A 21,792-nucleotide genomic window follows, 5' to 3' on the forward strand; every position below is an offset into this window, starting at 1 on the left:
TGCTCCCGGCGTCTGTGCGACGTTGTTGTGCCGGCTTCCAGTCTGGCCGCTCCTGCCGGCGACGCATCTCGAGCGGCGTTCTCCCTGGGCGACGCCGTCTCGACGCACAAGCAGCGCGATCACGCACCACGTATCCGTACAGCACGCTCAGCGGCAGCGCCTCCGCAGTCGGCCGTTCACTGCGGAGGCGCTCGGGCGCCTTCTTTGCTACGACGCGATTTCGGAGGCCTTCGCCCGGTCGCCTTCCGGCATGGCCGCCCTCACCAGCTCCGCGGAGCGGATGGTACGGGTGCCCCGCGAGACCTTCAGTCGCACCTGGGCGCCGGTCGCGATGCCCTGGGAGGCCGCGGGGAGCGCCCAGGCGGTGGTCACGTCCGTGTCCCCCTCGTCCAGGGCCAGGAAGCGTGCCGCGCCCCTGCCCTTGCGCGACTCCATGCGCAGCACCTCACCGGTGATCGTGTCGGGCTCCCGCCGCTCCAGGCAGGCGAGTACCAGGAGGTACGCCGCCAGGGCGCCGAAGATCACGACGGCCACCAGCTCGCCGAGCAGCGGGCCCTCGTGGGCTGCCGCGTCGCTGAACCAGTCGTCCCACGCGAGGTTGCCGGGCATCATCGCCAGGAACGCCAGCAACAGCGTCCAGCGGCTGAACCTGCCGGCCACCACGAGCCCGAGCAGCGCGCTGCCCACCCAGCCGGCGCTCAGCACCAGTCCCGGCCGGCGCAGCCCGCCTTCGCCGTGTGCGTCGACCGCCACTGACCAGTCGGGCTGCCGCAGCACCGCGAAGGCGCAGAGACCCGCCGCGACCACGCCGGCCCCCATCGCCAGATGCAGCAGCCGGTTCGTCGGGCGGCCGAACCCGGGGCGCATGCGCGGGTAGCGGATCCGTACCGGCCGCCAGGTCCCTCCGTACGAGGACCAGACGCGTCGCCGGTCTCCCGAGTCGAAGCCGAGGAGCCGGCTGGTGAGGCTGGTGACGCCGAGCGCGGTCCCGTACGCGAGGTAGCGGTCCCAGACCGTCACGGAGGCGGGCGGCAACTGGGCGAAGTCCTCGTGCGCCGTCAGCCACGCGCGCAGCCCGGCCCAGTGCCCGGCGCGTTCCCGGCCCCGCGGTGTCGCCCGCTCACCCATGGACTTGGCCAGCAGGAACATCAGCGCGACTGCCGGAGCCACACCGACGGCCAACGCCGCGCGCACGTTGTGCCCTCCCATGACCGCGGCCGAGGTGAACAGCGTGCCGGGGACGAAGGCACCGAACAGGAACGCACTGCTGAGCAACGGCGAGAACCGGAACCGGGACAGGCCACGCAGCCGGGCTTCGCCGATGACTTCCTTGCGCAGCTCCGCGTTCCAGGCGGCGGCGCGCTTGGCGTCACGGAAGGCGATCGCCCCGATGGGCGCACCGCCGTTGGCCGAGCGTGCGGCGACGCGGTTCAGTACCCGTTGCTCGTACGGCAGTAGCGTTGTCGCCTCCCGGCCGGCCCCGGTGACGTGAACGCTGCTGCGGGCCGGGTCGTCGCCCGGCTGCCGCAGCTCGATCAGCCCGCGGGCCGCGAGGTCAAGCAGAGTCGCCGCGGCGGCATGCTCCACGCTCCGCCAGTTGTTTCCGAGCAGGCTGACCACGGCCGGGGATTCGGGGTCGTCCCCGAACTCCTGGGTCGCCGGCCCCGGCGTGACCACGCCGTTGCGGGTGGCGGCCATTGCACACCCGAAGGCGACGAGCCAGAGCACGATCAGCCCGGCACCGCCCCAGTAGAGCTGTTCGATGAGCGTCACGCGAATCTCACCTGGACCGCGTCCTGCGCCGCGGCGGCGGTCTCGAAGTACTCCCGCCGCTCGTGCGCGCCTCCCAGCCCTGCCACGATGTTCCCCGGGAAGCTCTCAAGGGCGGTGTGGTAGCTCTGCACGGCGCTGTTGTAGAACTGCCGGGCGTACGCGATCTTGTCCTCCGCCGACCTCAACTCGGTCTGCACCGTGCTGAAGTGCTGATCCGCCTTGAGCTCCGGATAGCTCTCCCCGAGCGCGAACAGCCTGCCCAGCGTCGCGGTGAGCGCGTCCTCGGCCACGGCCCGGTCCGTCACACCGAGCCCCCCGCTGACGGCCGCCCCACGCGCGGCGGTGACCGCTTCGAAGGTCGCGCGTTCGTGAGCGGCGTAACCGCGCGCTCCCTCGACGAGGTTCGGTATCAGCTCATGCCGCCGCTTCAACTGCACATCGATCTGTGCCCACGAAGCCTGCGTCTGGTTCCGCAGCCGCACGAGCCGGTTGTAGGTCCTAACGACCCACCACCCGCCCACAACGACCAATACCGCAACAATCGCACCCACGATGACACCCACGGCGTCGCCCCCAGAGGCCCTAAAGATCCGACCCCCCTGGCCGATCGACGTGATCATAATGCGGTCGTCAAGGCTCGCACGCGGCGGGAGCGTCCGCCCCCTGACAACGGGGCCCGGAGCCCTCGACGGCATCGGTTGCCCGCGGCCACGCGTGAGACCATCCGGCCATGAGCAACGACCTGGAAGTGAGCGCTCTGGCCATCAACATCACGATCCCGGAGGCGCTCCGCTGGACGGACACCCGACGCGGTGAAGCGTTCACACTGAGCACACTCAACGTCCGGCTCCTCCCGGACGGTCGCCTCGCAGCGAAGGCGTACGGCCGACCGGTCGCCGGCGGCCGGGGCGCGTACGTGTCCTTCCCCGTCCCCGACAGGCCCGAGCTGACGGCCCTGATCTCAAGCGCCGCCGGCCGTGCCGGGGAGCTGTGGGCCGGCCATCGCGGCCTCGGCTGAGAGCAGTTCGGCCCGCGGCGCGCCGCACCTCGCGGCGGAGCGGCCATGTGGGGGCGGGCGCGGTGCCGCCCGGCTCAGCCCGACTTCGGCGGGTTCTGCGCGTCGAAGGCGAAGAGCGTGTTGCCGGCCGCGGCCACGATCACCGCGCGTCCCGCGACGGTCACCCGCGGACTCGCGCCCTGCTCGCCCGTCGATGCGTCGGCCTGCGGATCTGTCGTCCACAGAGTCTTGCCGTCGCGCGGCGCCAGCGCGACCACCCGGCCGCTGGCCGAGCTGAAATACAGCGCACCGGCTCCCGCCACGGGGCCCGACGCGCCCTCCACGCTCGTCTGCCGGGACCACTTCCTGCGACCGGTCGCGGGGTCCAGCGCCGTGACGAGGCCGGTCTGCCCGCTCACGTAGACCGTGCCGTCCGCCATGCCCGGCGTCCCCGCGTACGTCTTGGCCAGTCGGGAGTACGTGACCTTCCGCGAGGCCGGGTCGAACCGCGCCACCCCGTCGTAACCGCCCGACGCCGCTCCCTCCGTGCGCTCCTGGAGGAGTACGAGACTGCCGCCGGCGACGCCCATCGGCACGGCGGGGCCGTCGATCGCGATGGGCCTGCCCATGGCCCCCGTGGCGCGGTCGACCGAGTACAGGGTGGGGTGGCTCACCTCCGAGGCGTCCATCTCCCCATCCGACGCGCACATCGCGAAGAGCCGGGGGCCCACCGGGACGGGCGCGCACCGGATGCCCATGGGGAACGGCGTACTCCAGGCGAGGTCACCGCTGTGCGCGTCCCGGGCCTCGAGACGGGAGTCGTAGGCATCGACCGTCACGACGGCGGAGCCGAGCACGACGGCGTCCTGGGACCGGCCGGTGACGGCCTGCGACTCGGCGCCGTTGGGCACGGACCACAACTCCCGGCCACTGTCCGCGTCGACGGCCACGACCTCGACGGCGGAACCCTGCGTGGCGTCGGCTGCGGCGATGCGGTAACCGAGCACCGTGTCGTCGGTGGCGCCCACCAGGTGCATGCCCTGGACGGGAACCCCCGGGCTGTTCACCGTCCACGCTCGCGAGCCGTCAACGGTGCTGATACGACTGGCGACCACACCACCGCCACCGCAGAACAGCGCGTCGCCGCGCGTGAGGCAACGCAGCTCGTCGGGGATGTCCTCGCGACCTCCCAGCACCGTCTTGTGCCACGGGCCGAAGCCCTCCGGAAGGGCGGCCCCCGCCGCCGCGACGCCGGCGTTCCGGTCACCGCCGCTGTCCCCCGCGAAGCCGCCCGCGTTCAGCGCGGCCACTCCCCCTCCGATCGCTGCCACCGCGACCGCGGCCGCGAGCACGGGACGCCAGCGGCGAGCCCTGGGGCGGCCGTTCGCGGTAGGGGTGCTCCCCGCGCCGGGGACGACCGGCACCGGGGTGGCCGCCGCGAAGTGCTGCTGGGTGATCATGTCGCGGGTGCGGCCCGTGCCGCTCCCGTTCGCGTCGGCCCCGCCCAGGTCGGAGGGCAGGTCCCGTAGCAGCACGAGGAGTTCGTCCGCCGAAGGACGCCCCGCGGGCTCCTTGTCCAGGCATGACTCGACGACCGCGCGCAAGGCCACCGGCACGGCGTCCAACGACGGCTCCTCGTGCACCACCTGGTACGCCGTCATGTAGGGGCTGTCCGCGTCGAAGGGCCCGCGACCGGTCGCCGCGTACACCAGCAGCGTCCCCAGCGAGAAGACGTCGGACCCCGGCCCCACTCCACGCGGCGCCTGCAACTGCTCGGGCGACATGAAGGGCGGCGTACCGATGACCCGCCCCGTCATCGTCAGCGTCTGCTGGTCCGTGGCACGCGAGATACCGAAGTCGATGACGCGTGGCCCCTCGGCCGAGAGGACGACGTTCGAGGGCTTCAGGTCACGGTGGACGACGCCCACCCGGTGGATGTCGCGCAGCGCCTCAGCCAGCCCGATGGCGAGCCTCCTCAGCTCCGCCCCGTTCAGCGGGCCCGCCGCGGCGATGTGCTGGGCGAGCGTGTGCCCCTCGATGTAGGTCGTCGCCATCCACGGCTGCTCGGCCTCGGGTGCGGCGTCGACCACGGCGGCGGTGAACGCGCCGCTCACCCGCCTCGCCGCCGCCACCTCCTGCCGGAAACGGATGCGGAACTCGTCGTCCCCCGCGAACTGCTGGTGGATCAGCTTGATCGCGACAGGCCGGCCCGAGCTCGTACGGCCCAGGAAGACCGTGCCCATGCCACCCGAGCCGAGCCGCGCCTCGAGCGGATAGCCGCCGATCTCGGCTGGATCACCTTGGCGCAGCGACACTCTCCCCGACCTTCCGTTCCCCGTGCACCTCTGCCGCCACGGGCCTGCGTATCTGTCCTGGACCCAAACTAGCCGCAGGGCGGTGCGACAGGGAAAAGCGGGTCCCGGACAGGGACCGGACGGCGACGTTGCCGCGCCGAGTCCACCGTTGCCCGGGGTGTCGAGGAGCGAACGGGGCGTCACCACGGGCGGCGCGGGGCGGCCGGGCCGCTTCGGTTTGGAGTGTGAGTGACGGGTACGCGCCGTGCATCCCCCACGAAAGGACCGCACGGTGTCCGCACAGCGGAAGAACATCTTCGTACTCGGCCTCGACGAGGCGAATCTGCCGACCCTCGAAGCCGTCCCGGAAGCCGGAACGTACCGGTTCCATCCTCTGCTGAGCATCACCGAGCTGCAGGAGGGAGAGGTGTCGGTGGACGATCTGATGGGCCGGGCCCGGGAGGTCCTGGACAAGCACGAGGGCAGCATCGACGCGATCGTCGGTTACTGGGACTTCCCCGTCAGCACGCTCGTGCCGATGCTCGGCAGCGAGTACGGCACGCGCACCACGAGCCTCGAGTCCGTCGTCAAGTGCGAGCACAAGTACTGGAGCCGGCTGGAGCAGCGGAAGGTGATCGACGCGTACCCGAACTTCGGACGGGTGGATCTGGACAGTGCCGATCCTCAGCCGCCCGAGGGGGTGAATTTCCCCATGTGGCTCAAGCCCGCTCTCGCCTATTCGTCGGAACTGGCATACGGAGTCTCGGACATGACGGAGTTCCGCGTGGCCGTGGGGAAGATCCGGGAGGGGATCGGCAGGGTCGGGAAGCCCTTCGACTCGGTGCTCGATCTCCTGGAACTCCCACCGGAGATGTCAGGAGTGGGAGGGCAGGTCTGTCTGGCCGAGGAAGCGATGACCGGCATCCAGGTGGCCGTCGAGGGCTTCGCGTACGACGGGGAGGTCACCGTCTACGGCGTGTTGGACTCGATCAACTACCCCGGCTCCTCCTCCTTCCTTCGTCACCAGTACCCGAGCACCCTCCCTCCGACGGTGATCCGGAAACTGCATGAGGTGAGCGAGCGGACCATCCGGCAGATCGGCATGGACTCGGCCACGTTCAGCATCGAGTACTTCTACGACCCGAAGACCGGCGACATCTCCCTGCTGGAGATCAACCCACGGCACTCCCAGTCGCACGCGGAGCTGTTCGACTACGTCGACGGTGCCCCGAACCACCACCGGATGATCCGCCTCGCGCTCGGGCGGGACCCCGCGTCGCCGAGCGGGCAGGGGCCGTACCGCATTGCCGCCAAGTGGTACTACCGGTGGTTCGGTGAAGGGACGGTGCACCAGGTGCCCACGCCTGACGAGCTGGCAGCCATCGAACGGTCGATACCCGGGGTGCGGATCGACGTCGTACCGGCCGAGGGACAGAAGCTGTCCTCCGTGTCCCAGCAGGACAGCTACAGCTACGAGATCGCCCACATCTTCACCGGTGCCGACGACGAGGAGGGCCTGCGTCGCAAGTTCGACCAGTGCGTCGCGGCTCTGGGCCTCACGTTCGACGACACCGCTCCGGGCGGCCGCGACCGGGACACGTCGTGACCGGACCGGGCGGAAAGGAGCACACCATCAAGATGCGACACGTCGATCGACTCCCCCACGCGGTCAAGAAGGAGGACCACGTCACCATCGCCATGTCGGACGGGGTCCTGTTGTCGGCGAGGATCTGGCGCCCCGTCACTTCCGACGGCGAACCCGTCCCGGCGATCCTGGAAGCCGTCCCGTACCGGAAGAACGACCTGACCTCCACCCGCGACGCGATCCACCACCCCTACATCGCCGGGCACGGCTACGCCTGCGTCCGCGTCGACCTGCGGGGCACGGGTGAATCGGAGGGCGTCCTGCTGGACGAATACCTGGAACGAGAACAGTGCGACGCCGAAGAAGTGCTCGCCTGGCTCGCCGATCAGCCCTGGTGCGACGGGACCACGGGCATGATGGGCATCTCCTGGGGCGCGTTCTCCGCGCTCCAGGTCGCCGCTCGCCGACCGCCGAGTCTGGGCGCCATCGTCATCGCGTCCTTCACCGACGACAGGTACGCGGACGACATGCACTACGTCGGTGGTGCCATGCTCTCCGACAACCTGGCCGAGGCCGGAACCATGTTCGCGTACGCCACGTGCCCTCCCGACCCGGCGGTGGTCGGCGAACGCTGGCGGGACATGTGGCGGGAACGCCTGGACTCCGCGCGGCCGTGGGTCCTCGAATGGCTCCGCCACCAGCACCGCGACGACTACTGGCGCCACGCGTCGCTGAGTGAGGACTACGCGGCTCTGAACTGCCCCGTGCTCGCCTCCAGCGGGTGGGCCGACGGGTACTCCAACGCCGTCACGCGGCTGCTGAGCCGCGTCGATGTGCCTCGCAAGGGCCTCATCGGTCCCTGGTCGCACAAGCTTCCCCACCTCGGTGAACCGGGACCGGCCATCGGCTACCTCCAGGAGGTGGTCCGCTGGTGGGACCACTGGCTCAAGGGAGCCGACAACGGCGCGATGGACGGGCCCATGATCCGCGCCTGGATGCAGGAGAGCGTGCCTCCCTCCACGTCCTACGAGGAGCGCCCGGGCCGCTGGGTGGGAGAGCCGGGCTGGCCCTCGCCCCATGTCCGGGAAGTGGCGCACCCCCTGCGCGACCACAGCATCGTGCGCGTCGGGGAGGAGCCCGCTCCAGCACGGGAGGATGAATCCGCAGGGCGTGTCCACACGATCCAATCCCCCCTTTCGGTAGGGCAGTTCGCCGGCAAGTGGGCTTCGTACAACGCTCCGCCGGACCTGCCGTACGACCAGCGCGAGGAGGACGGCGGTTCGCTCGTCTTCGAAACGCAGCCGCTGGCGGAACGCGTCGAGATCCTCGGCGCGCCCGCGGTGGAACTCCTGGTGTCCTCGTCCCGGGAGACGGCGCAGATCGCCGTCCGGCTGTCCGACGTGGCGGAGGACGGCCGGGCGACCAGGGTCACCTACGGCGTGCTGAACCTCGCGCACCGGGCGGGCGACGACGGACCCGAGCCACTGGAACCGGGCAGGAAGTACCGGGTCCGGATCCCCCTCAACGGAGTCGCGCAGGTCTTCCCGGCCGGACATCGCATCCGGCTCTCGCTCTCCACCTCGTACTGGCCGCTGGTCTGGCCGGCACCCGCGCCCGCCGTCCTGAGCATCCACGAGACCGGCAGTTCCCTCACCCTGCCGGTCCGGCCGGCCGAGGCCCCGGACCTCGTGCCCTCACCGGCCTTCGGTGAACCCGAAGGCTGCGCGCCGCCGGACGTCACCCAGCTGACCGAGCCGGAACAGGCGTGGACCGTGTCCAGGAATCTGGTCGACTACCACTCCTCGCTCGACATCATCAAGGACCGCGGACTCCAGCGGTACGAGGAGAACGGCATCGAGGTCGGGCTGCGGGCCGGCGAGAAGTACACCTCCGTCGCCGACGACTTCGGGTCGGTGAGCGGCGAGTCCGCCTGGACCATGCGGTTCAGGCGCCCGGGCTGGGACATCCGGGTGGAGACCCGTACCGCCCTGACGTCGGATGCCGACGCTTTCCACGTCGACGCCACGCTGGACGGATACGAGGACGGCCGCAGGGTCTTCTCCCGTACGTGGAACGAAAGCGTCCCGAGGGAGAACATCTGAGTTGCGCGGCGCTGTTCGGGGCCGGGGTGTGCAGCGCTGGGGTGTTCAGCGCTGGGGCCGTGACCATTCGAGCATCAGGATGGTCGCGTCGTCCCGCAGACCGGTGCTCTCGGACTCCAGAAGCGAGTGGATGAGACGGCGCAGTGTTTCCGGCGCGAGCTCTCCGGCGGCGGCGGCGCGCACCACGTAGTCGACGAAGCGCTCGAGTCCGAACTCCGTTCCGTTGCGCATGCGGGACTCGGTCGCGCCGTCGGTGTACATCAGCACGCGGTCCCCCGGCTCCAGTTCGATCCGGTGAACCTGCCGGTCGCCGGTGGCGAAGGTGGAGGGATAGCCCATCGGCGGGTCCGCGTCCCTCTCCATCGCGCCGGGAACCAGCTGCCGGTCGCGGATCAGCAGGGGGGCCGGGTGACCGCAGTTGGCCCATCGCAGGACCCCGCTCGCCAGGTCCAGCTGGGCCAGGACACCGGTGCAGAACCCGTCCGGAAGCCATTGCGACAGAGCCGTGTCGACATCGTCGACGAGGCGCGGCAGATCGGACCCGGTGCGGCGTGCGTTGCGGCACGCGGCCAGGGCGACCGACGTGGTGAGGCCGGCGGCCAGGTCGTGGCCCATGGAGTCGAAGATCGACGCGTGCAACGACGTGCTGGTCAGAGCATGGTCGAACGCGTCCCCGCCGATCTCGTAAGCCGGCTCCAGAACCGCTGTCGACACGACACCCGGGGTTCCGATGGTCCTGGGCGGCAAGAAGGCCCGCAGCATTTCGGCGGGCAATTGCATGGGCTCCGTACGCGTACGCCGCACGAAGGAGTCCTTGTACGTCCGCTTGGAGGTGATCATCATCGCCAGCAGCGAGGCAAGGGTCCGGCCACGGCGCAGCAGGGCCGCGTCGAGGGTGGGAGAGAGCACCGCGACGACACCGAGGCGTTCCGCTCCGTCGACGAGGGGCAGCCAGGTGGTCAGCCCGCAGTGGTCCGACTCCTCCACCCGCAACGACTGGGTCCGATAGGCCCATCCTGCGAGCGATCCGTCGATGTCCAGTTCGGTGACGTTGTCCAACAGCGGAACCAGCACGCGCTGCTGTAGATCAGCGAGGTAGACGACCGACTGCCGCAGACCGAGCGCCTTCGAACAGCGCGCCACGGCCGCGGAGAGGTCCAGCGTCGCATTGGCCGGATCGGCCAGGAACTCGCCCAACAGTTCATCGCCGGTCTCCGACGCCGCCACTGCCGCCCCTCTCGTCCGGATCAGGCTGCTCCCCCTACGGCTGCAGTCTGGCGTCGGCGCTCCCTGCCCGCACGGCGGGGCGGTGCCGCTGTAGGGGGTGCGGCGCCGACCCGACCGGCGCGGCGGCGTCACACGGCCATCTGACGTCGTACCCCCGAACGCTCTATAGTCAAATACACCACCTTCGCCATGCGCAGGGGCCGGAAGCGAGGCTCGGTGCCTCCTCCCCCACAGGCATGGCCGCGCCCGCGTACACGAGAAAGCGGGCGGGCAGGGGCCCGTTTCCCCGTGGGAAGCAGGGGTACGCGACGAGGACGCTCGACCACGCGACCTCACTTCCTGTGCGGAGAGCGGGCCGAGCCGGAAGGAAAGGACAGTTCCATGCTTCAGGCAATCGCAGACGTTTTCCGCTCCATCGGCAGTGCCGTCGCCACGGTGGTGAGCCTGCCGTTCCGTGCGGTCGGCCGCCTCTTCGGCGGAGCCTCCGGCACGGCGCACCGCCACAGCTGACGTGAGGTGCCGCAGGGCCGTCGGCCCCGGGCGGAGCGAGGCGCCGACTGGTGACCCGTACGCGAGGTGACTTGTACGCGACCACGCGAGGGTGACTTGTACGCGACGGGCCGACGCCGCCGGGTGAGGCGCGGAAGGCGGCCGCTGCACTCCGATGGCGTGGGCCGCCGGAGCGAACCGCGCCGGCCCCGGGGCCACGGGGCGGCGGCGTCGAGGACCGTGCGGTCGTCGCCCTCGCGTCCTGCGGCCCACGGCCGAACGAGGTCAAGCGGCCCCCGGGCGTGATGGACCGCCCGGATCCGGGGAACTCTCCTCCCGTCGTATCGCCGCCCCCCACGAAAGGCCCGGCCATGTCCACCCGACCGACCACGCTCGATTCCGACACCGATCTGGTCCAGATCTTCGAACTCGCCCAGCAGCTCCGCGTGGACTCGGTGCGCTCCAGCACGTCCGCAGGATCCGGGCACCCCACCTCCAGCCTCTCGGCGGCCGACCTGATGGCCGTGCTGCTCGCTCGCCACCTCCACTACGACTGGTCCGCGCCGGACCATCCGGCCGGCGACCACCTGATCTTCTCCAAGGGACACGCGTCACCCCTGCTCTACGCGATGTTCAAGGCCGCCGGAGCCATCAGTGACGAAGAGCTGATGACCACCTACCGTCGCCTCGGCCACCGCCTCCAGGGCCACCCCACCCCGGTCCTGCCCTGGGTGGACGTGGCCACCGGCTCCCTGGGCCAGGGCATCGCCTACGGCGTAGGCATCGCGCTGGCGGGCCGCGACCTGGAGAAGCAGCCGTACCGGGTATGGGTGCTCTGCGGGGACAGCGAGATGAGCGAGGGCTCGGTCTGGGAAGCACTCGACAAGGCGGGGCAGCACCAGCTGGCCAACTTCACCGCGATCGTCGACGTCAACAGGCTCGGCCAGAGCGGGCCGACCGAGCTCCAGTGGGACACGGCCGCCTACGCGCGACGTGCCGAGGCATTCGGCTGCCGGGCCCTCGTGATCGACGGCCATGACCTCGAAGAGGTGGACCGGGCCCTGACCACCGCCGCCGATGGGAAGGCCCCCACCGTCATCGTCGCCAGGACCGTCAAGGGCCGGGGCGTCAGCGAGGTCGCCGACCAGGAGAACTGGCACGGCAAGCCGCTGCCCGAGGATCTGGCCGAGCGCGCCGTGGCGGAACTGGGCGGCGTACGCGACCTGCGGGTGCGCGGCCCCCGGCCCCCCGATGCCGCCCGTGTCCCGGCCCCGGCAGCGGGCCCGGTGGAGCTGCCTCGCTACGACGTCGGGGACGAAGTCGCCACACGGGTCGCCTACGGCAAGACACTGGCTGCCCTCGGCGCCCGCCCGGACGTGGTCGTCCTGGACGCCGAGGTCGGCAACTCGACGCACGCCGAGGACTTCGAGAAGGCCCACCCGGAGCGGTACTTCCAGACCTACATCGCCGAACAGCAGATGATCGCCACCGCCGTCGGTATGGCCGTCCGCGGCTACCGCCCCTACGCCACCACTTTCGCCGCCTTCCTCACCCGGGCGCACGACTTCATCCGGATGGCCGCCGTCTCCGGGATCACCATGTCCGTGTGCGGAACCCACAGCGGTGTGGAGATCGGCGCCGACGGCCCCTCTCAGATGGGTGTCGAGGACCTGGCGATGATGCGCGCGGTCCTCGGATCCACCGTCCTGTATCCGTCCGACGCGACCTCGGCCGCCGCCCTGACGGCCGCTATGGCCGACATCGAGGGCATCTCGTACCTGCGCACCACGCGCGGCGCCTACCCGGTGCTGTACGCCGAGGACGAGAGCTTCCCGCCGGGAGGGTCGAAGACCCTGCGCGGCGGTGGTGACGACGACCGGGTCACCCTGATCGGTGCCGGTGTCACTCTGCACGAGTGCCTGGCCGCCGCCGAGGAGCTCGCTGCCGACGGCATCCCGGCCCGTGTCATCGACCTGTACTCGGTCAAGCCCATCGACTCCGACGCCCTGGTCAGCGCCGCCTCGCACACGGACGCTCTGGTGGTCGTGGAGGACCACCACCCCGAGGGAGGGATCGGTGAAGCGGTCCTCTCGGCTCTTGCGGCGTCCGGCAGCCACCCCGGCTTCGCCCACCTCGCCGTCACGAGCCTGCCGGGATCGGGCACCAGCGCCGAGCTCCTCGACGCGGCCGGCATCTCCCGCTCCCACATCGTCGAGTCCGCCCGCGCCCTGGTCAAACGCCGCTGAAGCACTCGCCGGGGGCCCGTGCGGGTCCTTTGCTCATCCGTTCGGTCTCCGTGTACTCGCACACCGTCCCTGTCCCGCATCCCATGGGAGCAACGGGTGCACGGAGCCGGGTGAGGAGTACCGGACGGTGGGTACGCGAAGGGCGGCCGGCACACGGGCACGTCGTCAGCGCCCCCGGAACAGCCAAGCCGTTCTGGTCGTCCCGACCGGCGAAACCAGGCAGATCGCCGAAGAAACACGCTCCCTTCTCGCGGAGCAGAAAGGAGAGTGACCGCCATGGTTACCGTCACCCTCGCAGAGACCTCCAGGGAGGACGCCGCCGCGGTCTTCGGCGTCCTGCGGGAGGCGTTCCCCGCCCACGGCCCCTCCGGCACGACTCCCCAGGAGGAACTGGGCGACCACCCCGCGGTGTGGACCGCCGAGTTCGAGCCGACCGGACAGGACGCCCGGACGGAGTCGGCCGGCTCCTCCTTGAGCGCACCGGTCGCAGCCACGCTGCAGGGCGCCTACGTGGCAGTGGACCGGATCCGCGACGTCCTGAGCGAGACGTTCGCCGTGGAGGAACGGGGAACGGCCTCGGGAGACCAGGAGAAGGAAGTCGATCTCCGGCTCCGGACGAAGTGACCGAGGGTCCGGGGCCGCGCCACGCGCAGCCTCGCACCTGACCACAGGCCTCCCCCTCGCACGCGGTACAACCCCAGGGACAAGAGCGACATGTTGCACATCGGATACACGATGATGACCGAGCAAGCCGGCCCACGCGATCTCGTCAGCCATGTGGTCGGCGCGGAGCGGGCCGGCTTCGACTTCTCCGTCACCTCGGACCACTACTTCCCCTGGCTGAGCTCCCAGGGCCACGCCCCCTACGCCTGGAGCGTGCTCGGGGCCGCCGCGCAGGCCACCGAGCGCATCCCGCTGATGACGTACGTGACCTGCCCGACCAAGCGCTACCACCCGGCCGTGGTCGCGCAGAAGGCGGCCACGATGCAGTTGCTCTCCGAGGGGCGCTTCCGGCTGGGACTCGGCTCGGGCGAGAACCTCAACGAACACGTCACGGGCGACGGCTGGCCTTCCGCCCAGGTCCGTCTCGAGATGCTGGAGGAGGCGGTGGAAATCATCCGCGCCCTCCTCTCCGGGGAGACGGTCGATCACCACGGTGCTCACTTCGACGTGTCGAATGCCAAGCTGTGGGATCTGCCCGATTCGCCCCCTCCCATCGGCGTCGCCGTTTCGGGCGTGCGCTCCTGCGACCTCGCCGGCCGCCGCGCCGACCTGCTGATCGCGACCGAGCCCAAACAGGAGCTGATCACCGCGTTCGAGCGACACGGCGGCGGAGGCAAGCCGAAGGTCGGTCAGCTGCCCATCTGCTACGACACCGACCGCGACGCGGCGATCGCCCGCGCCCACGACCAGTTCCGCTGGTTCAGCGGCGGCTGGCCGGTCAACTCGGAACTCCCGCACCCGGCAGGGTTCGCCGGCGCCACGCAGTTCGTCCGGCCCGAGGACGTGGCCCGGTCCATTCCCTGCGGCGACGACGTCGAAGCGGTCGTCGAGGCGGTACGGCCCTACGCCCAGGCCGGATTCACCGAGGTCGCCCTCGTTCAGATCGGCGGGGACCAGCAGGAGCCGTATCTGCGGTGGGCGGAGGAGAAACTACTGCCTGCCTTGCGGGAACTGTGAGGAAGCGGGCAACAGCAGCCCGGCGGAACGGCTGGGCAGGACTGCCCCCGAGCGGTGTGTGGGCTTCACGCGTCGGTTCCTGAGGGCGCGGCGCGCTCTCTCCGGGATGCCGGTGGCCCCCGGTAGGACCGGGGGCCACCGGCATCCCGGGCGGCCGACACGGTGGTAGGCCGCGCACCCGGACACCCGTCCTCCAGCTACGGGTCGCGGAGGCTCTCGGCTCAGCTGACGTCCCGGCCGTGCCGGGGCTTCGGGGCGCCCGGCGGTACGAAGCACGCCGTGACGGTCTTGCCCGACGCCTGCGGATGTGTGGTCCAGCCGTCGGCGAGCGCGTCGACGATGGCCAGTCCGCGGCCCCCGGTCGTCGTGAGGTCTTCGGACTGCTTCGTGGGCGGCAGGGGGTTCGAGTCGTGGACACTCACGTGCAGGCAGTGGCTGTCCCACGTCAGAACCAGTTGGGCGTCACTGTGCGCGTGCACGTGCGCGTTCGTGACCAGTTCGGAAACACTGAGCAGTATCGCGTCCACTACTTCGGGGGCGTCCCTGGTCCACTCCAACGACGCCAGATGCTCGCTGGTCCACCGCCGGCCGGCCCGCACACCTTGCGACACCGGAAACGTCTGAGCCCATCCCATCGCGCGCAGCGACGTGTCCTTCGCCATCGCACCTCCCTCGTTCGGTCCTCGTCACCCGTGTACCCCGGCCTTGGAGGAGAACCCCCCTCACCCCGGCACGCGGCCCGGCCACGTCTCCCGAGGCCGAAGTCGAAGCGGAAACGGGGTCTGTCCGCGGAATGTCCGGGCACACGGACCTCACCCCCAACGAGAGGAGCACTCCATGCTCGGCATTGCAGCGGCCGTCCTGTTCGTCATCGCTTTCCTGGTCAACGCCGCGGACATCACCACCAACGACGTCTTCGCCTCCGTGAACCTCATGCTCCTGGGCCTGGCACTGCTCGCCCTGCACGTCGCGGGAATCGGAACCGCCCGCCCTTCCCGCAGACGCTGACCCCACGACGCCGGCGGTGATCCGGCGCCTCAGCCCCTGGCCCCGGCTCCATGCGGGACCAGGGGCTGTTCATTGGCCCCTCCGACCACGAGGCGATGCGGGCGGTTCGAAAGGACCCGGACCTCCCGGGCTACGTCTTCCGTCGGGTGGGCGCGGCAATCAAGACGTCCCGTACACACTCACCGACGGTGGACGCTGACGGCATAACCGCCGCCGTCATAGGGGTCGGCATCCCAGGTGGCGAACCGGTCGACAAGGGTGAGGCCGGCCGCGGCGCACCAGCCGTCGTAGTCCGACAGCGTGAGGCCGGCCGGCACCGGCAGGTGGGCTTCGTCCAGGCCGAAGCCGGCGACCAGCAGACCGCCCGGGCGCAGCGCCGCGGACAAGTGCTCCAGCACCGTCGGCTCGGTGCCGGGGGCGAGCAGCGGGAAGATATTGCCGGCGGCGACGACGAGGTCGAAGTCTCCTGCGATACCGAGCGGCGCCGGGTCGAACTCGGCCAGGTCGAGCTGGAACCAAGGCAGTCCGGGAGCCTGCTCCCTCGCCACTGCCAGCATCGACGCGTCCAGATCCACCCCGACACAGTCGTACCCGAGTTCCGAGAGCCGGATCATGACGCGTCCGGTACCGCACCCGGCATCCAGCACCCGCGCTCCGACCGGCGCGAGAGCCGCGCAGAACCGCGCCTCACCGTGCACGTTCTTGCCGCTCCGGGCCAGGGCCGCGAATCGTGCGGCGTAGTCCTCCCCGGACGCCTTCCCGGCCAATTCCGCCCAGCGACTCATAACGCCAACTATAGGGCGCCCGTGCGGCTGCGCGAGGAAGCGGTTTCGCCGTGGGCTCTGCCGGTAGCGTGATCGCCTGCCGCATGGAGGGTCCATGTGTCCGGCCAACCCTTCCGGGGGATTCCGGTGGCGAGCGAGGGACTGTGATGAGCGAACTGACGAAGCCCGAGATCGAGGTCCCGCAGGGTGACGCGCCCACCGAGCTGACGATCCGGGACCTCGTGGTCGGAGACGGACCCGAGGCACAGCCGGGCAGGGTCGTCCAGGTTCACTACGTAGGGGTCACGTTCGCGTCCGGCAGGGAGTTCGACTCCTCCTGGGAGCGGGACCGGCCGTTCAAGTTCGCCGTGGGCGGCGGCAAGGTCATCAAGGGCTGGGACCGGGGGGTGAGAGGAATGAAGGTCGGCGGCCGACGCGAGATCATCGTTCCCCCGCGTCTCGGTTACGGCAAGCAGTCGCCCTCTGCGTCGATCCCGGCGGGCTCGACGCTGATCTTCGTCGTGGACCTGCTCACGGTCGTGGGCGGACCCGCCGGAGCGAGGCCGGGCTTGACCGGCTCGCACTGACCCTGGCGCTCACCGGGCGTTGCTGAGCGCCGTCGCAGTCGAGGAGCAGTCGCTGCTTGCCGGCACCTGCCGGGCCGAAAGTCCGCCGCGGTCGGCCTGGTCGGCCTCGCGGACACCCGTCGGCAGGAGCGGAACCGCGCGGCTCACCGCACCGGACCGGTTCTCACTGGGCCGCTGGGGTGAGTCGGCCCGGGACAGGCTCCGGGCCGGGCAGGGATGAACGCATCAGAACCCTGGCATACCGCACAAGCAACGGTGTGCGGTCGACCGAGCGAAATGGGGTTGCGCATGCGTGGACTGCGGCCGACTGCGGCCGGACCTGCCGAACCGGACGATGCACTGCTCACCGTCTCCGGGGCCACGAAGGCCGTGGAGAGCGTCCTGGAACGGGTACTCGACGCGCGCACCCGGCAAGCGCGCGAGGTCGACGCGGTCTTCGCCCAAGACATCGCCATGCGCGTCGCCGCGTTCGTACTGCGCGGCGGCAAGCGAGTACGGACGGGGTTCGTGTGGTGTGGCTGGCGGGCGGCCGGGGGCTCGGGCGACCCCGCCGCCGTCATGCGCACGGCCGCCGCCCTCGAGCTGCTCCAGGCCTGCGCCCTCATCCACGACGACGTGATGGACGGGTCGCCGCTGCGCCGGGGCTCACCGGCCATACACGTCGAATTCGCCCAGCGGCACCGGCCGGGGAAGGGGAACGGCTTCGCGAAGTCGTTCGGGACCTCGGCCGCCGTGCTCGCGGGTGACCTGGCGCTGGCGTGGGCCGATGACCTCCTGACGGAGACCGCGCTCGGATCGCCGCACGGCTCATCGCTGTTCGACGAATGGCGTTCCATGCGCGGTGAGATGGTCGCCGGGCAGTACCGCGACATCCACGCCCAGGCGAGCGGCTCGGGCGGTGTCGAGGAGGCGTTGACGATCGCCACGCTCAAGAGCGCCCTCTACACCGTCGCGCGGCCCATGGCGCTGGGTGCGTCGATTGCCGGCGCGGACGGACGGGAGCTGACTGCCCTGCGTGCCGCCGGACGGTGCGCGGGGTTGGCCTTCCAGCTCCGGGACGACCTTCTCGGTGCGTTCGGCGACCCGGCGGTGACCGGCAAGCCCTCCGACGACGACCTGCGCTCACGCAAGCTCACCTATCTCCTCGCGGTCGCCCTCCGGCTCGCCGACGCCGCCGACGACCGTGACGCCACCGCCGTTCTCGCCCCGGGCGCACAGACGGGAGCTGACTGCGGCGTCGAGCGGATGCGCGCGGCGCTGGAACGGACGGGCGCCCGGTCCGCGGTGGAGGCGAAGATCGCGGAGCTGTCGGGTGCCGGTCGGCGGCACTTCGCGGCGAGCGGCGCCTGCCCCGCCGTGCGGCAGGAGTTCGCCGCTCTCGTCGAGCAGGTCTCGGGCGTCGGCTCGCAGCACGCCGAGGAGATCGGGTGAGGACGGTGGTAGGACCCACCGACCACGTCGTCGTGGTCGGTGCCGGGCTGTCCGGTCTCTCCTGCGCACTCCATCTGCTGGGAGCGGGTCGCAGGGTCACGATCGTCGAACGGGACGCCGGTCCGGGCGGGCGAGCCGGACGCGTACAGCTCGGCGAGTACCAGGTGGACACCGGCCCCACCGTGCTCACCATGCCGCACCTGATCGACGAGGCGTTCGCCGCGGTCGGTGACAGCCTCGCCCGGCACGTCGAACTGGTGGCCCTGCACCCCGCCTACCGGGCCGCGTTCGCGGACGGGACCGGGCTCGACGTGCACACCGACGGCGAAGCGATGGAGGAGGAGGTGAGACGCTTCGCCGGTCCGGCGGAGGCCGCGGGCTACCGACAGCTGCGCGATTGGCTCGAGCGCCTGTACCGGGCGCAGATGCGCCGTTTCATCGATACGAACTTCGACTCGCCCTTCCAGCTTCTGCACCCCGACCTCGCGCGGCTGGCGGCACTGGGCGGCTTCGGGCGGCTGGACGGCCGGATCGGCCGCTTCCTTTCGGACGCGCGCTTGCGCCGCGTGTTCTCCTTCCAGGCCCTGTACGCCGGAGTCGCCCCCGCCCGGGCCCTCGCCGCCTACGCGGTGATCTCCTACATGGACACCGTGGCAGGCGTCTGGTTCCCCAAGGGCGGCATGCACGCGGTGCCCCGGGCCATGGCAGACGCGGCGGCCGGTGCCGGTGCCGAGCTCCGGTGGTCGGCCGACGTGAGCTCGCTGGAACGTTCGGCGGGGCGCGTGCGTGCCGTCCATCTCGCCTCAGGTGAGCGCATCCCTTGCGATGCGGTGGTGCTGACGTGCGAACTGTCCGCCGCGCACCGGCTGCTGGGCCGGGCGCCCCGTCGCCCGGTACGGCTGCGTCATTCGCCGTCCGCGGTGGTTTTGCACGCCGGGACCGACCGCACCTGGCCCTCTCTCGCCCATCACACACTCTCCTTCGGTGGGGCATGGGAACGCACTTTCGATGAACTGACGCGCACGGGAGCCCTGATGAGTGACCCGTCCCTTCTGATCACCCGGCCGACGGCGCACGATTCCTCCTTGGCCCCGCCGGGCCGCCACCTTCACTACGTCCTGGCGCCCTGCCCGAACACGACGGTCGGCCCCTCCGCCGCCACATGGCGTGACCTCGGCCCGCGTTATCGCGACAGCCTGATCGCCGAGCTGGAACGTCGCGGCCTCGACGGGTTCGCCCAGAGCATCCAGGAGGAGCTGCTGGTGACCCCGCTCGACTGGCAGGCACAGGGGCACGCGGCGGGCAGCCCGTTCTCGGTCTCCCACACGTTCGCCCAGACCGGTCCGTTCAGACCGCGCAACCTGGTACGTGGACTGGACAACGTCGTGCTCGCCGGCTGCGGGACCACCCCCGGCGTCGGCGTCCCCACCGTGCTCATCAGCGGCAAGCTCGCCGCCGCCCGCGTCACCGGCGGCCCCGGCCCCGGCCGGCACCGCGCCGCCCGCGACCGGTCGGCTCCGGCCGCCGTTTCCGCCTCCTGCGCCCCCGACCGCGGCAGGCTTCGATGACCCGTCGAGAACTTGACGCCGCCGGCATCACGAGCCCGGCCCTGCGCGCCGCCTACACCCACTGCCGACGGCTCAACGCGCGCCATGGAAGGACCTACTTCCTGGCCACTCGCCTGTTGCCGCTCGAACGCCGCTCCGCCGTTCACGCACTGTACGGATTCGCCCGCTGGGCGGACGACATCGTCGACGACCTGGGCCGAGGCCGGACCCCCGACGAACGCGACCGGCTGCTGCGGGGCCTGGAGAGCGACCTCGCGCACGGGCTGCGTACCGGAAGCGGGGACGAGCCCGTGGTGCGAGCCGTGGCGGACGCCGCGTACCGGTACGACATCGATCCCACACTGTTCACCGCCTTCATGGCATCCATGCGCGCCGACCTGACCGTCACGCACTATCCGACCTACGCCCACCTGCGGGACTACATGCACGGCTCGGCTGCGGTGATCGGGCTTCAGATGCTGCCCGTGCTCGGCACCGTCGTACCCCGCTGCGAGGCAGCGCCCCACGCGGCTGCTCTCGGGGTCGCGTTCCAGCTGACCAACTTCCTGCGGGACGTGGGCGAAGACCTGGACAGAGGCCGTGTCTACCTGCCCGCGGATCTGCTCACCGCCCACGGCGTGGACCGGCCGCTGCTGGAATGGAGCCGCCACACCGGGCGCCGCGACCCGCGGATCCGCGCGGCGCTCGTCGCCGCCGAGGCCATGACCCGGGAGGTCTACCGGTCGGCGGAACCGGGCATCGCCATGCTCGATCCTCAGGTGCGCCCCTGTATCCGTGCCGCGTTCGTCCTCTACGGCGGCATTCTCGACGCGATCGCACAGCAAGACTTCACCGTGCTGCATCAACGTGCGGTGGTGTCCCGCCGTCGGCGGGCGGCCACCGCGGCGGCCGGTGCTCTGCAGGTGGCCCGTGCGCGGTGGCGCGCCACCCACGCGCCGGCCCCGGCACCTGCGGCCGCCGTCGCGTCACCGGTGCGCAAGGGTTCCGAGCAGTGACGGACCGAGTGGACGACGTGCGCTGGACACCGCCGCTGCGGCGGCGCCGTGGGCCCCGCTGGGCAGCGCAGCCGCCGACCTGGCGCCAGGCGCGGCCGGCGCTGATCGCCGACGCGCTCCAGCGGGCCTCCACACGTCCTTCCGGCAACTGGTTCGTTGTCGGTGCCTCCAGGGACGTGGCCCTCGGGGGGCCTCCGTGCGGCAGGACGGTGGGCGGTGTCGAGGTGGTGCTGTGGCGCCCGGCACCGGGTGCGCTGCACGCGGGCCCCGGCGCCTGTCCGCACCTGGGTGCCCCTCTGCGCGACAGCCGGGTGGTCTGCGGCACGCTGGTGTGTCACTGGCACGGAATGGCGCTGGACGGTTCACCGTTCGCCGGCTGGAGCCCGTACCCCGTCCATGACGACGGGGTACTGGTGTGGGTTCGGCTGGACTCGGTGGGCGGCGAGGAGCCGTCGCCGCGCCCGCCGGTGCCGGTGCGCCCCGCGCCCGGCAGCGGGGTCGACGCGGTGTTCACGGCGGTGGGGCGGTGCGAACCACAGGACGTGGTGGCCAACCGCCTCGATCCATGGCATGGCTCGTGGTTCCATCCGTACGCGTTCGTCGACCTGACCGTGGTACGTGAACCGCGGGGCGACGAGGACGACGCCTTCGTCGTCGACGTCTCGTTCCGGGTGGCGGGCCGGCTGGTGGTGCCGGTGCGGGCCGAGTTCACCGCGCCGGGCCCGCGCACGGTCGTCATGCGCATCACCGACGGTGAGGGGGCGACCTCCGTGGTCGAGACCCACGCCACACCGCTGACCAGTGCGGTCGCCGGCCGGCCACGGACCGCCGTGATCGAGGCGATCGTCGCCGCCTCCGACCGGCGCGGCTTCGCCCTGGCCAGGGCCGTCGCTCCCGTGCTGCGCCCGTTGATCCGCCGTACGGCCGGGCGGCTGTGGCGCGACGACCTGGCCTACGCCGAGCGACGCTGGGCGCTGCGCAGCACCGGACGGTTCCCGGGGTGAGGTCGCGGGCTTGTGCGGCCCGGTTGGGTGTGTACGAGTGGG

19 protein-coding genes are annotated in these 21,792 nt (G+C 71.2%); 13 read left to right on the top strand and 6 right to left on the bottom strand.

The window, feature by feature from the left end:
• Positions 1–207: 207 nt before the first annotated feature.
• On the bottom strand, positions 208–1,773 hold the full coding sequence (locus ACFYPA_RS21220; RefSeq protein WP_359085693.1) for a DUF2207 family protein: 1,566 nt from the start codon (positions 1,771–1,773) through the stop codon (positions 208–210).
• The gene (locus ACFYPA_RS21225; RefSeq protein ID WP_359085692.1) at positions 1,770–2,255 is read right to left on the bottom strand and encodes a LemA family protein; all 486 of its coding nucleotides are present in this window, start codon (positions 2,253–2,255) and stop codon (positions 1,770–1,772) included. Before ACFYPA_RS21225 ends, ACFYPA_RS21220 begins: the two co-directional genes overlap by 4 nt.
• 248 nt (positions 2,256–2,503) lie before the next feature.
• Between ACFYPA_RS21225 and ACFYPA_RS21230 the strand changes: the two genes are divergently transcribed.
• Positions 2,504–2,791: a hypothetical protein gene (locus ACFYPA_RS21230; RefSeq protein ID WP_359319964.1), complete on the top strand. Its 288-nt coding sequence runs from the start codon at positions 2,504–2,506 to the stop codon at positions 2,789–2,791.
• Positions 2,792–2,865: 74 nt separating this feature from the next.
• Here ACFYPA_RS21230 and ACFYPA_RS21235 read toward each other — a convergent pair whose 3' ends face one another.
• The gene (locus ACFYPA_RS21235; protein ID WP_389133497.1) at positions 2,866–5,085 is read right to left on the bottom strand and encodes a serine/threonine-protein kinase; all 2,220 of its coding nucleotides are present in this window, start codon (positions 5,083–5,085) and stop codon (positions 2,866–2,868) included.
• 271 nt (positions 5,086–5,356) lie between these two features.
• On the opposite strand from ACFYPA_RS21235, the gene ACFYPA_RS21240 reads away from it, so the two are divergent.
• Complete coding sequence (locus ACFYPA_RS21240) at positions 5,357–6,670, top strand: acetyl-CoA carboxylase biotin carboxylase subunit family protein (RefSeq protein ID WP_389133500.1); 1,314 nt, start codon at positions 5,357–5,359, stop codon at positions 6,668–6,670.
• Between the two features lie 32 nt (positions 6,671–6,702).
• The gene (locus ACFYPA_RS21245; protein ID WP_389133502.1) at positions 6,703–8,751 is read left to right on the top strand and encodes a CocE/NonD family hydrolase; all 2,049 of its coding nucleotides are present in this window, start codon (positions 6,703–6,705) and stop codon (positions 8,749–8,751) included.
• 45 nt (positions 8,752–8,796) lie between these two features.
• Here the strand turns inward: ACFYPA_RS21245 and ACFYPA_RS21250 are convergent, their stop codons facing one another.
• Entirely contained in the window at positions 8,797–9,978 is a 1,182-nt protein-coding gene (locus tag ACFYPA_RS21250) for a PP2C family protein-serine/threonine phosphatase (RefSeq protein ID WP_359085687.1), read from the bottom strand.
• A gap of 381 nt (positions 9,979–10,359) precedes the next feature.
• Here ACFYPA_RS21250 and ACFYPA_RS21255 point away from each other — a divergent pair, with 381 nt between their 5' ends.
• From ACFYPA_RS21255 to ACFYPA_RS21270, 4 genes are all read left to right on the top strand, one after another.
• The gene (locus ACFYPA_RS21255; protein ID WP_359085686.1) at positions 10,360–10,488 is read left to right on the top strand and encodes an LPFR motif small protein; all 129 of its coding nucleotides are present in this window, start codon (positions 10,360–10,362) and stop codon (positions 10,486–10,488) included.
• A 350-nt stretch (positions 10,489–10,838) separates the two neighbouring features.
• Complete coding sequence (locus ACFYPA_RS21260) at positions 10,839–12,713, top strand: transketolase (RefSeq protein ID WP_389133506.1); 1,875 nt, start codon at positions 10,839–10,841, stop codon at positions 12,711–12,713.
• 276 nt (positions 12,714–12,989) lie between these two features.
• Entirely contained in the window at positions 12,990–13,337 is a 348-nt protein-coding gene (locus tag ACFYPA_RS21265) for a hypothetical protein (RefSeq protein ID WP_359085684.1), read from the top strand.
• Positions 13,338–13,427: 90 nt separating this feature from the next.
• Positions 13,428–14,393: an LLM class F420-dependent oxidoreductase gene (locus ACFYPA_RS21270; RefSeq protein WP_359354033.1), complete on the top strand. Its 966-nt coding sequence runs from the start codon at positions 13,428–13,430 to the stop codon at positions 14,391–14,393.
• Between the two features lie 221 nt (positions 14,394–14,614).
• Here ACFYPA_RS21270 and ACFYPA_RS21275 read toward each other — a convergent pair whose 3' ends face one another.
• Complete coding sequence (locus ACFYPA_RS21275; RefSeq protein ID WP_359085682.1) at positions 14,615–15,055, bottom strand: ATP-binding protein; 441 nt, start codon at positions 15,053–15,055, stop codon at positions 14,615–14,617.
• A 175-nt stretch (positions 15,056–15,230) separates the two neighbouring features.
• Here ACFYPA_RS21275 and ACFYPA_RS21280 point away from each other — a divergent pair, with 175 nt between their 5' ends.
• A complete protein-coding gene (locus ACFYPA_RS21280; protein WP_359085681.1) occupies positions 15,231–15,401 on the top strand; it encodes a hypothetical protein in 171 nt (56 codons plus the stop codon).
• Between the two features lie 179 nt (positions 15,402–15,580).
• Here ACFYPA_RS21280 and ACFYPA_RS21285 read toward each other — a convergent pair whose 3' ends face one another.
• The gene (locus tag ACFYPA_RS21285) at positions 15,581–16,186 is read right to left on the bottom strand and encodes a class I SAM-dependent methyltransferase (RefSeq protein WP_359319971.1); all 606 of its coding nucleotides are present in this window, start codon (positions 16,184–16,186) and stop codon (positions 15,581–15,583) included.
• A gap of 146 nt (positions 16,187–16,332) precedes the next feature.
• On the opposite strand from ACFYPA_RS21285, the gene ACFYPA_RS21290 reads away from it, so the two are divergent.
• The 5 genes from ACFYPA_RS21290 to ACFYPA_RS21310 all read left to right on the top strand — a co-directional run bounded on the left by ACFYPA_RS21290 (position 16,333) and on the right by ACFYPA_RS21310 (position 21,750).
• The gene (locus ACFYPA_RS21290; RefSeq protein WP_359085679.1) at positions 16,333–16,752 is read left to right on the top strand and encodes an FKBP-type peptidyl-prolyl cis-trans isomerase; all 420 of its coding nucleotides are present in this window, start codon (positions 16,333–16,335) and stop codon (positions 16,750–16,752) included.
• 288 nt (positions 16,753–17,040) lie between these two features.
• Positions 17,041–18,183, top strand: coding sequence for a polyprenyl synthetase family protein (locus ACFYPA_RS21295; protein WP_389133513.1), 1,143 nt, complete (start codon positions 17,041–17,043; stop codon positions 18,181–18,183).
• Positions 18,180–19,751 (top strand): phytoene desaturase, encoded by a 1,572-nt coding sequence (locus ACFYPA_RS21300; protein WP_359085677.1) that lies wholly within the window; start codon positions 18,180–18,182, stop codon positions 19,749–19,751. Before ACFYPA_RS21295 ends, ACFYPA_RS21300 begins: the two co-directional genes overlap by 4 nt.
• Positions 19,748–20,746, top strand: a complete 999-nt coding sequence (locus tag ACFYPA_RS21305; RefSeq protein ID WP_359319976.1) for a phytoene/squalene synthase family protein — start codon at positions 19,748–19,750, stop codon at positions 20,744–20,746. Before ACFYPA_RS21300 ends, ACFYPA_RS21305 begins: the two co-directional genes overlap by 4 nt.
• Positions 20,743–21,750 carry a DUF5914 domain-containing protein gene (locus ACFYPA_RS21310; protein ID WP_389133516.1) on the top strand — a complete coding sequence of 336 codons (1,008 nt, stop codon included), beginning with the start codon at positions 20,743–20,745 and terminating at the stop codon, positions 21,748–21,750. Before ACFYPA_RS21305 ends, ACFYPA_RS21310 begins: the two co-directional genes overlap by 4 nt.
• Positions 21,751–21,792 lie beyond the last annotated feature (42 nt).

It is taken from the genome of Streptomyces sp. NPDC005775 (genome assembly GCF_042871565.1).
Lineage (GTDB): Bacteria > Actinomycetota > Actinomycetes > Streptomycetales > Streptomycetaceae > Streptomyces.

What these genes read in the sequence shown, in the direction of transcription:
- ACFYPA_RS21230 (WP_359319964.1), top strand. Translation starts at nt 2,504, where the DNA reads ATGAGCAACGACCTGGAAGTGAGCGCTCTGGCCATCAACATCACGATC.
- ACFYPA_RS21245 (WP_389133502.1), top strand. Translation starts at nt 6,703, where the DNA reads ATGCGACACGTCGATCGACTCCCCCACGCGGTCAAGAAGGAGGACCAC.
- ACFYPA_RS21255 (WP_359085686.1), top strand. Translation starts at nt 10,360, where the DNA reads ATGCTTCAGGCAATCGCAGACGTTTTCCGCTCCATCGGCAGTGCCGTC.
- ACFYPA_RS21260 (WP_389133506.1), top strand. Translation starts at nt 10,839, where the DNA reads ATGTCCACCCGACCGACCACGCTCGATTCCGACACCGATCTGGTCCAG.
- ACFYPA_RS21265 (WP_359085684.1), top strand. Translation starts at nt 12,990, where the DNA reads ATGGTTACCGTCACCCTCGCAGAGACCTCCAGGGAGGACGCCGCCGCG.
- ACFYPA_RS21270 (WP_359354033.1), top strand. Translation starts at nt 13,428, where the DNA reads ATGTTGCACATCGGATACACGATGATGACCGAGCAAGCCGGCCCACGC.
- ACFYPA_RS21275 (WP_359085682.1), bottom strand. Translation starts at nt 15,055, where the DNA reads ATGGCGAAGGACACGTCGCTGCGCGCGATGGGATGGGCTCAGACGTTT.
- ACFYPA_RS21280 (WP_359085681.1), top strand. Translation starts at nt 15,231, where the DNA reads ATGCTCGGCATTGCAGCGGCCGTCCTGTTCGTCATCGCTTTCCTGGTC.
- ACFYPA_RS21285 (WP_359319971.1), bottom strand. Translation starts at nt 16,186, where the DNA reads ATGAGTCGCTGGGCGGAATTGGCCGGGAAGGCGTCCGGGGAGGACTAC.
- ACFYPA_RS21290 (WP_359085679.1), top strand. Translation starts at nt 16,333, where the DNA reads ATGAGCGAACTGACGAAGCCCGAGATCGAGGTCCCGCAGGGTGACGCG.
- ACFYPA_RS21295 (WP_389133513.1), top strand. Translation starts at nt 17,041, where the DNA reads ATGCGTGGACTGCGGCCGACTGCGGCCGGACCTGCCGAACCGGACGAT.
- ACFYPA_RS21305 (WP_359319976.1), top strand. Translation starts at nt 19,748, where the DNA reads ATGACCCGTCGAGAACTTGACGCCGCCGGCATCACGAGCCCGGCCCTG.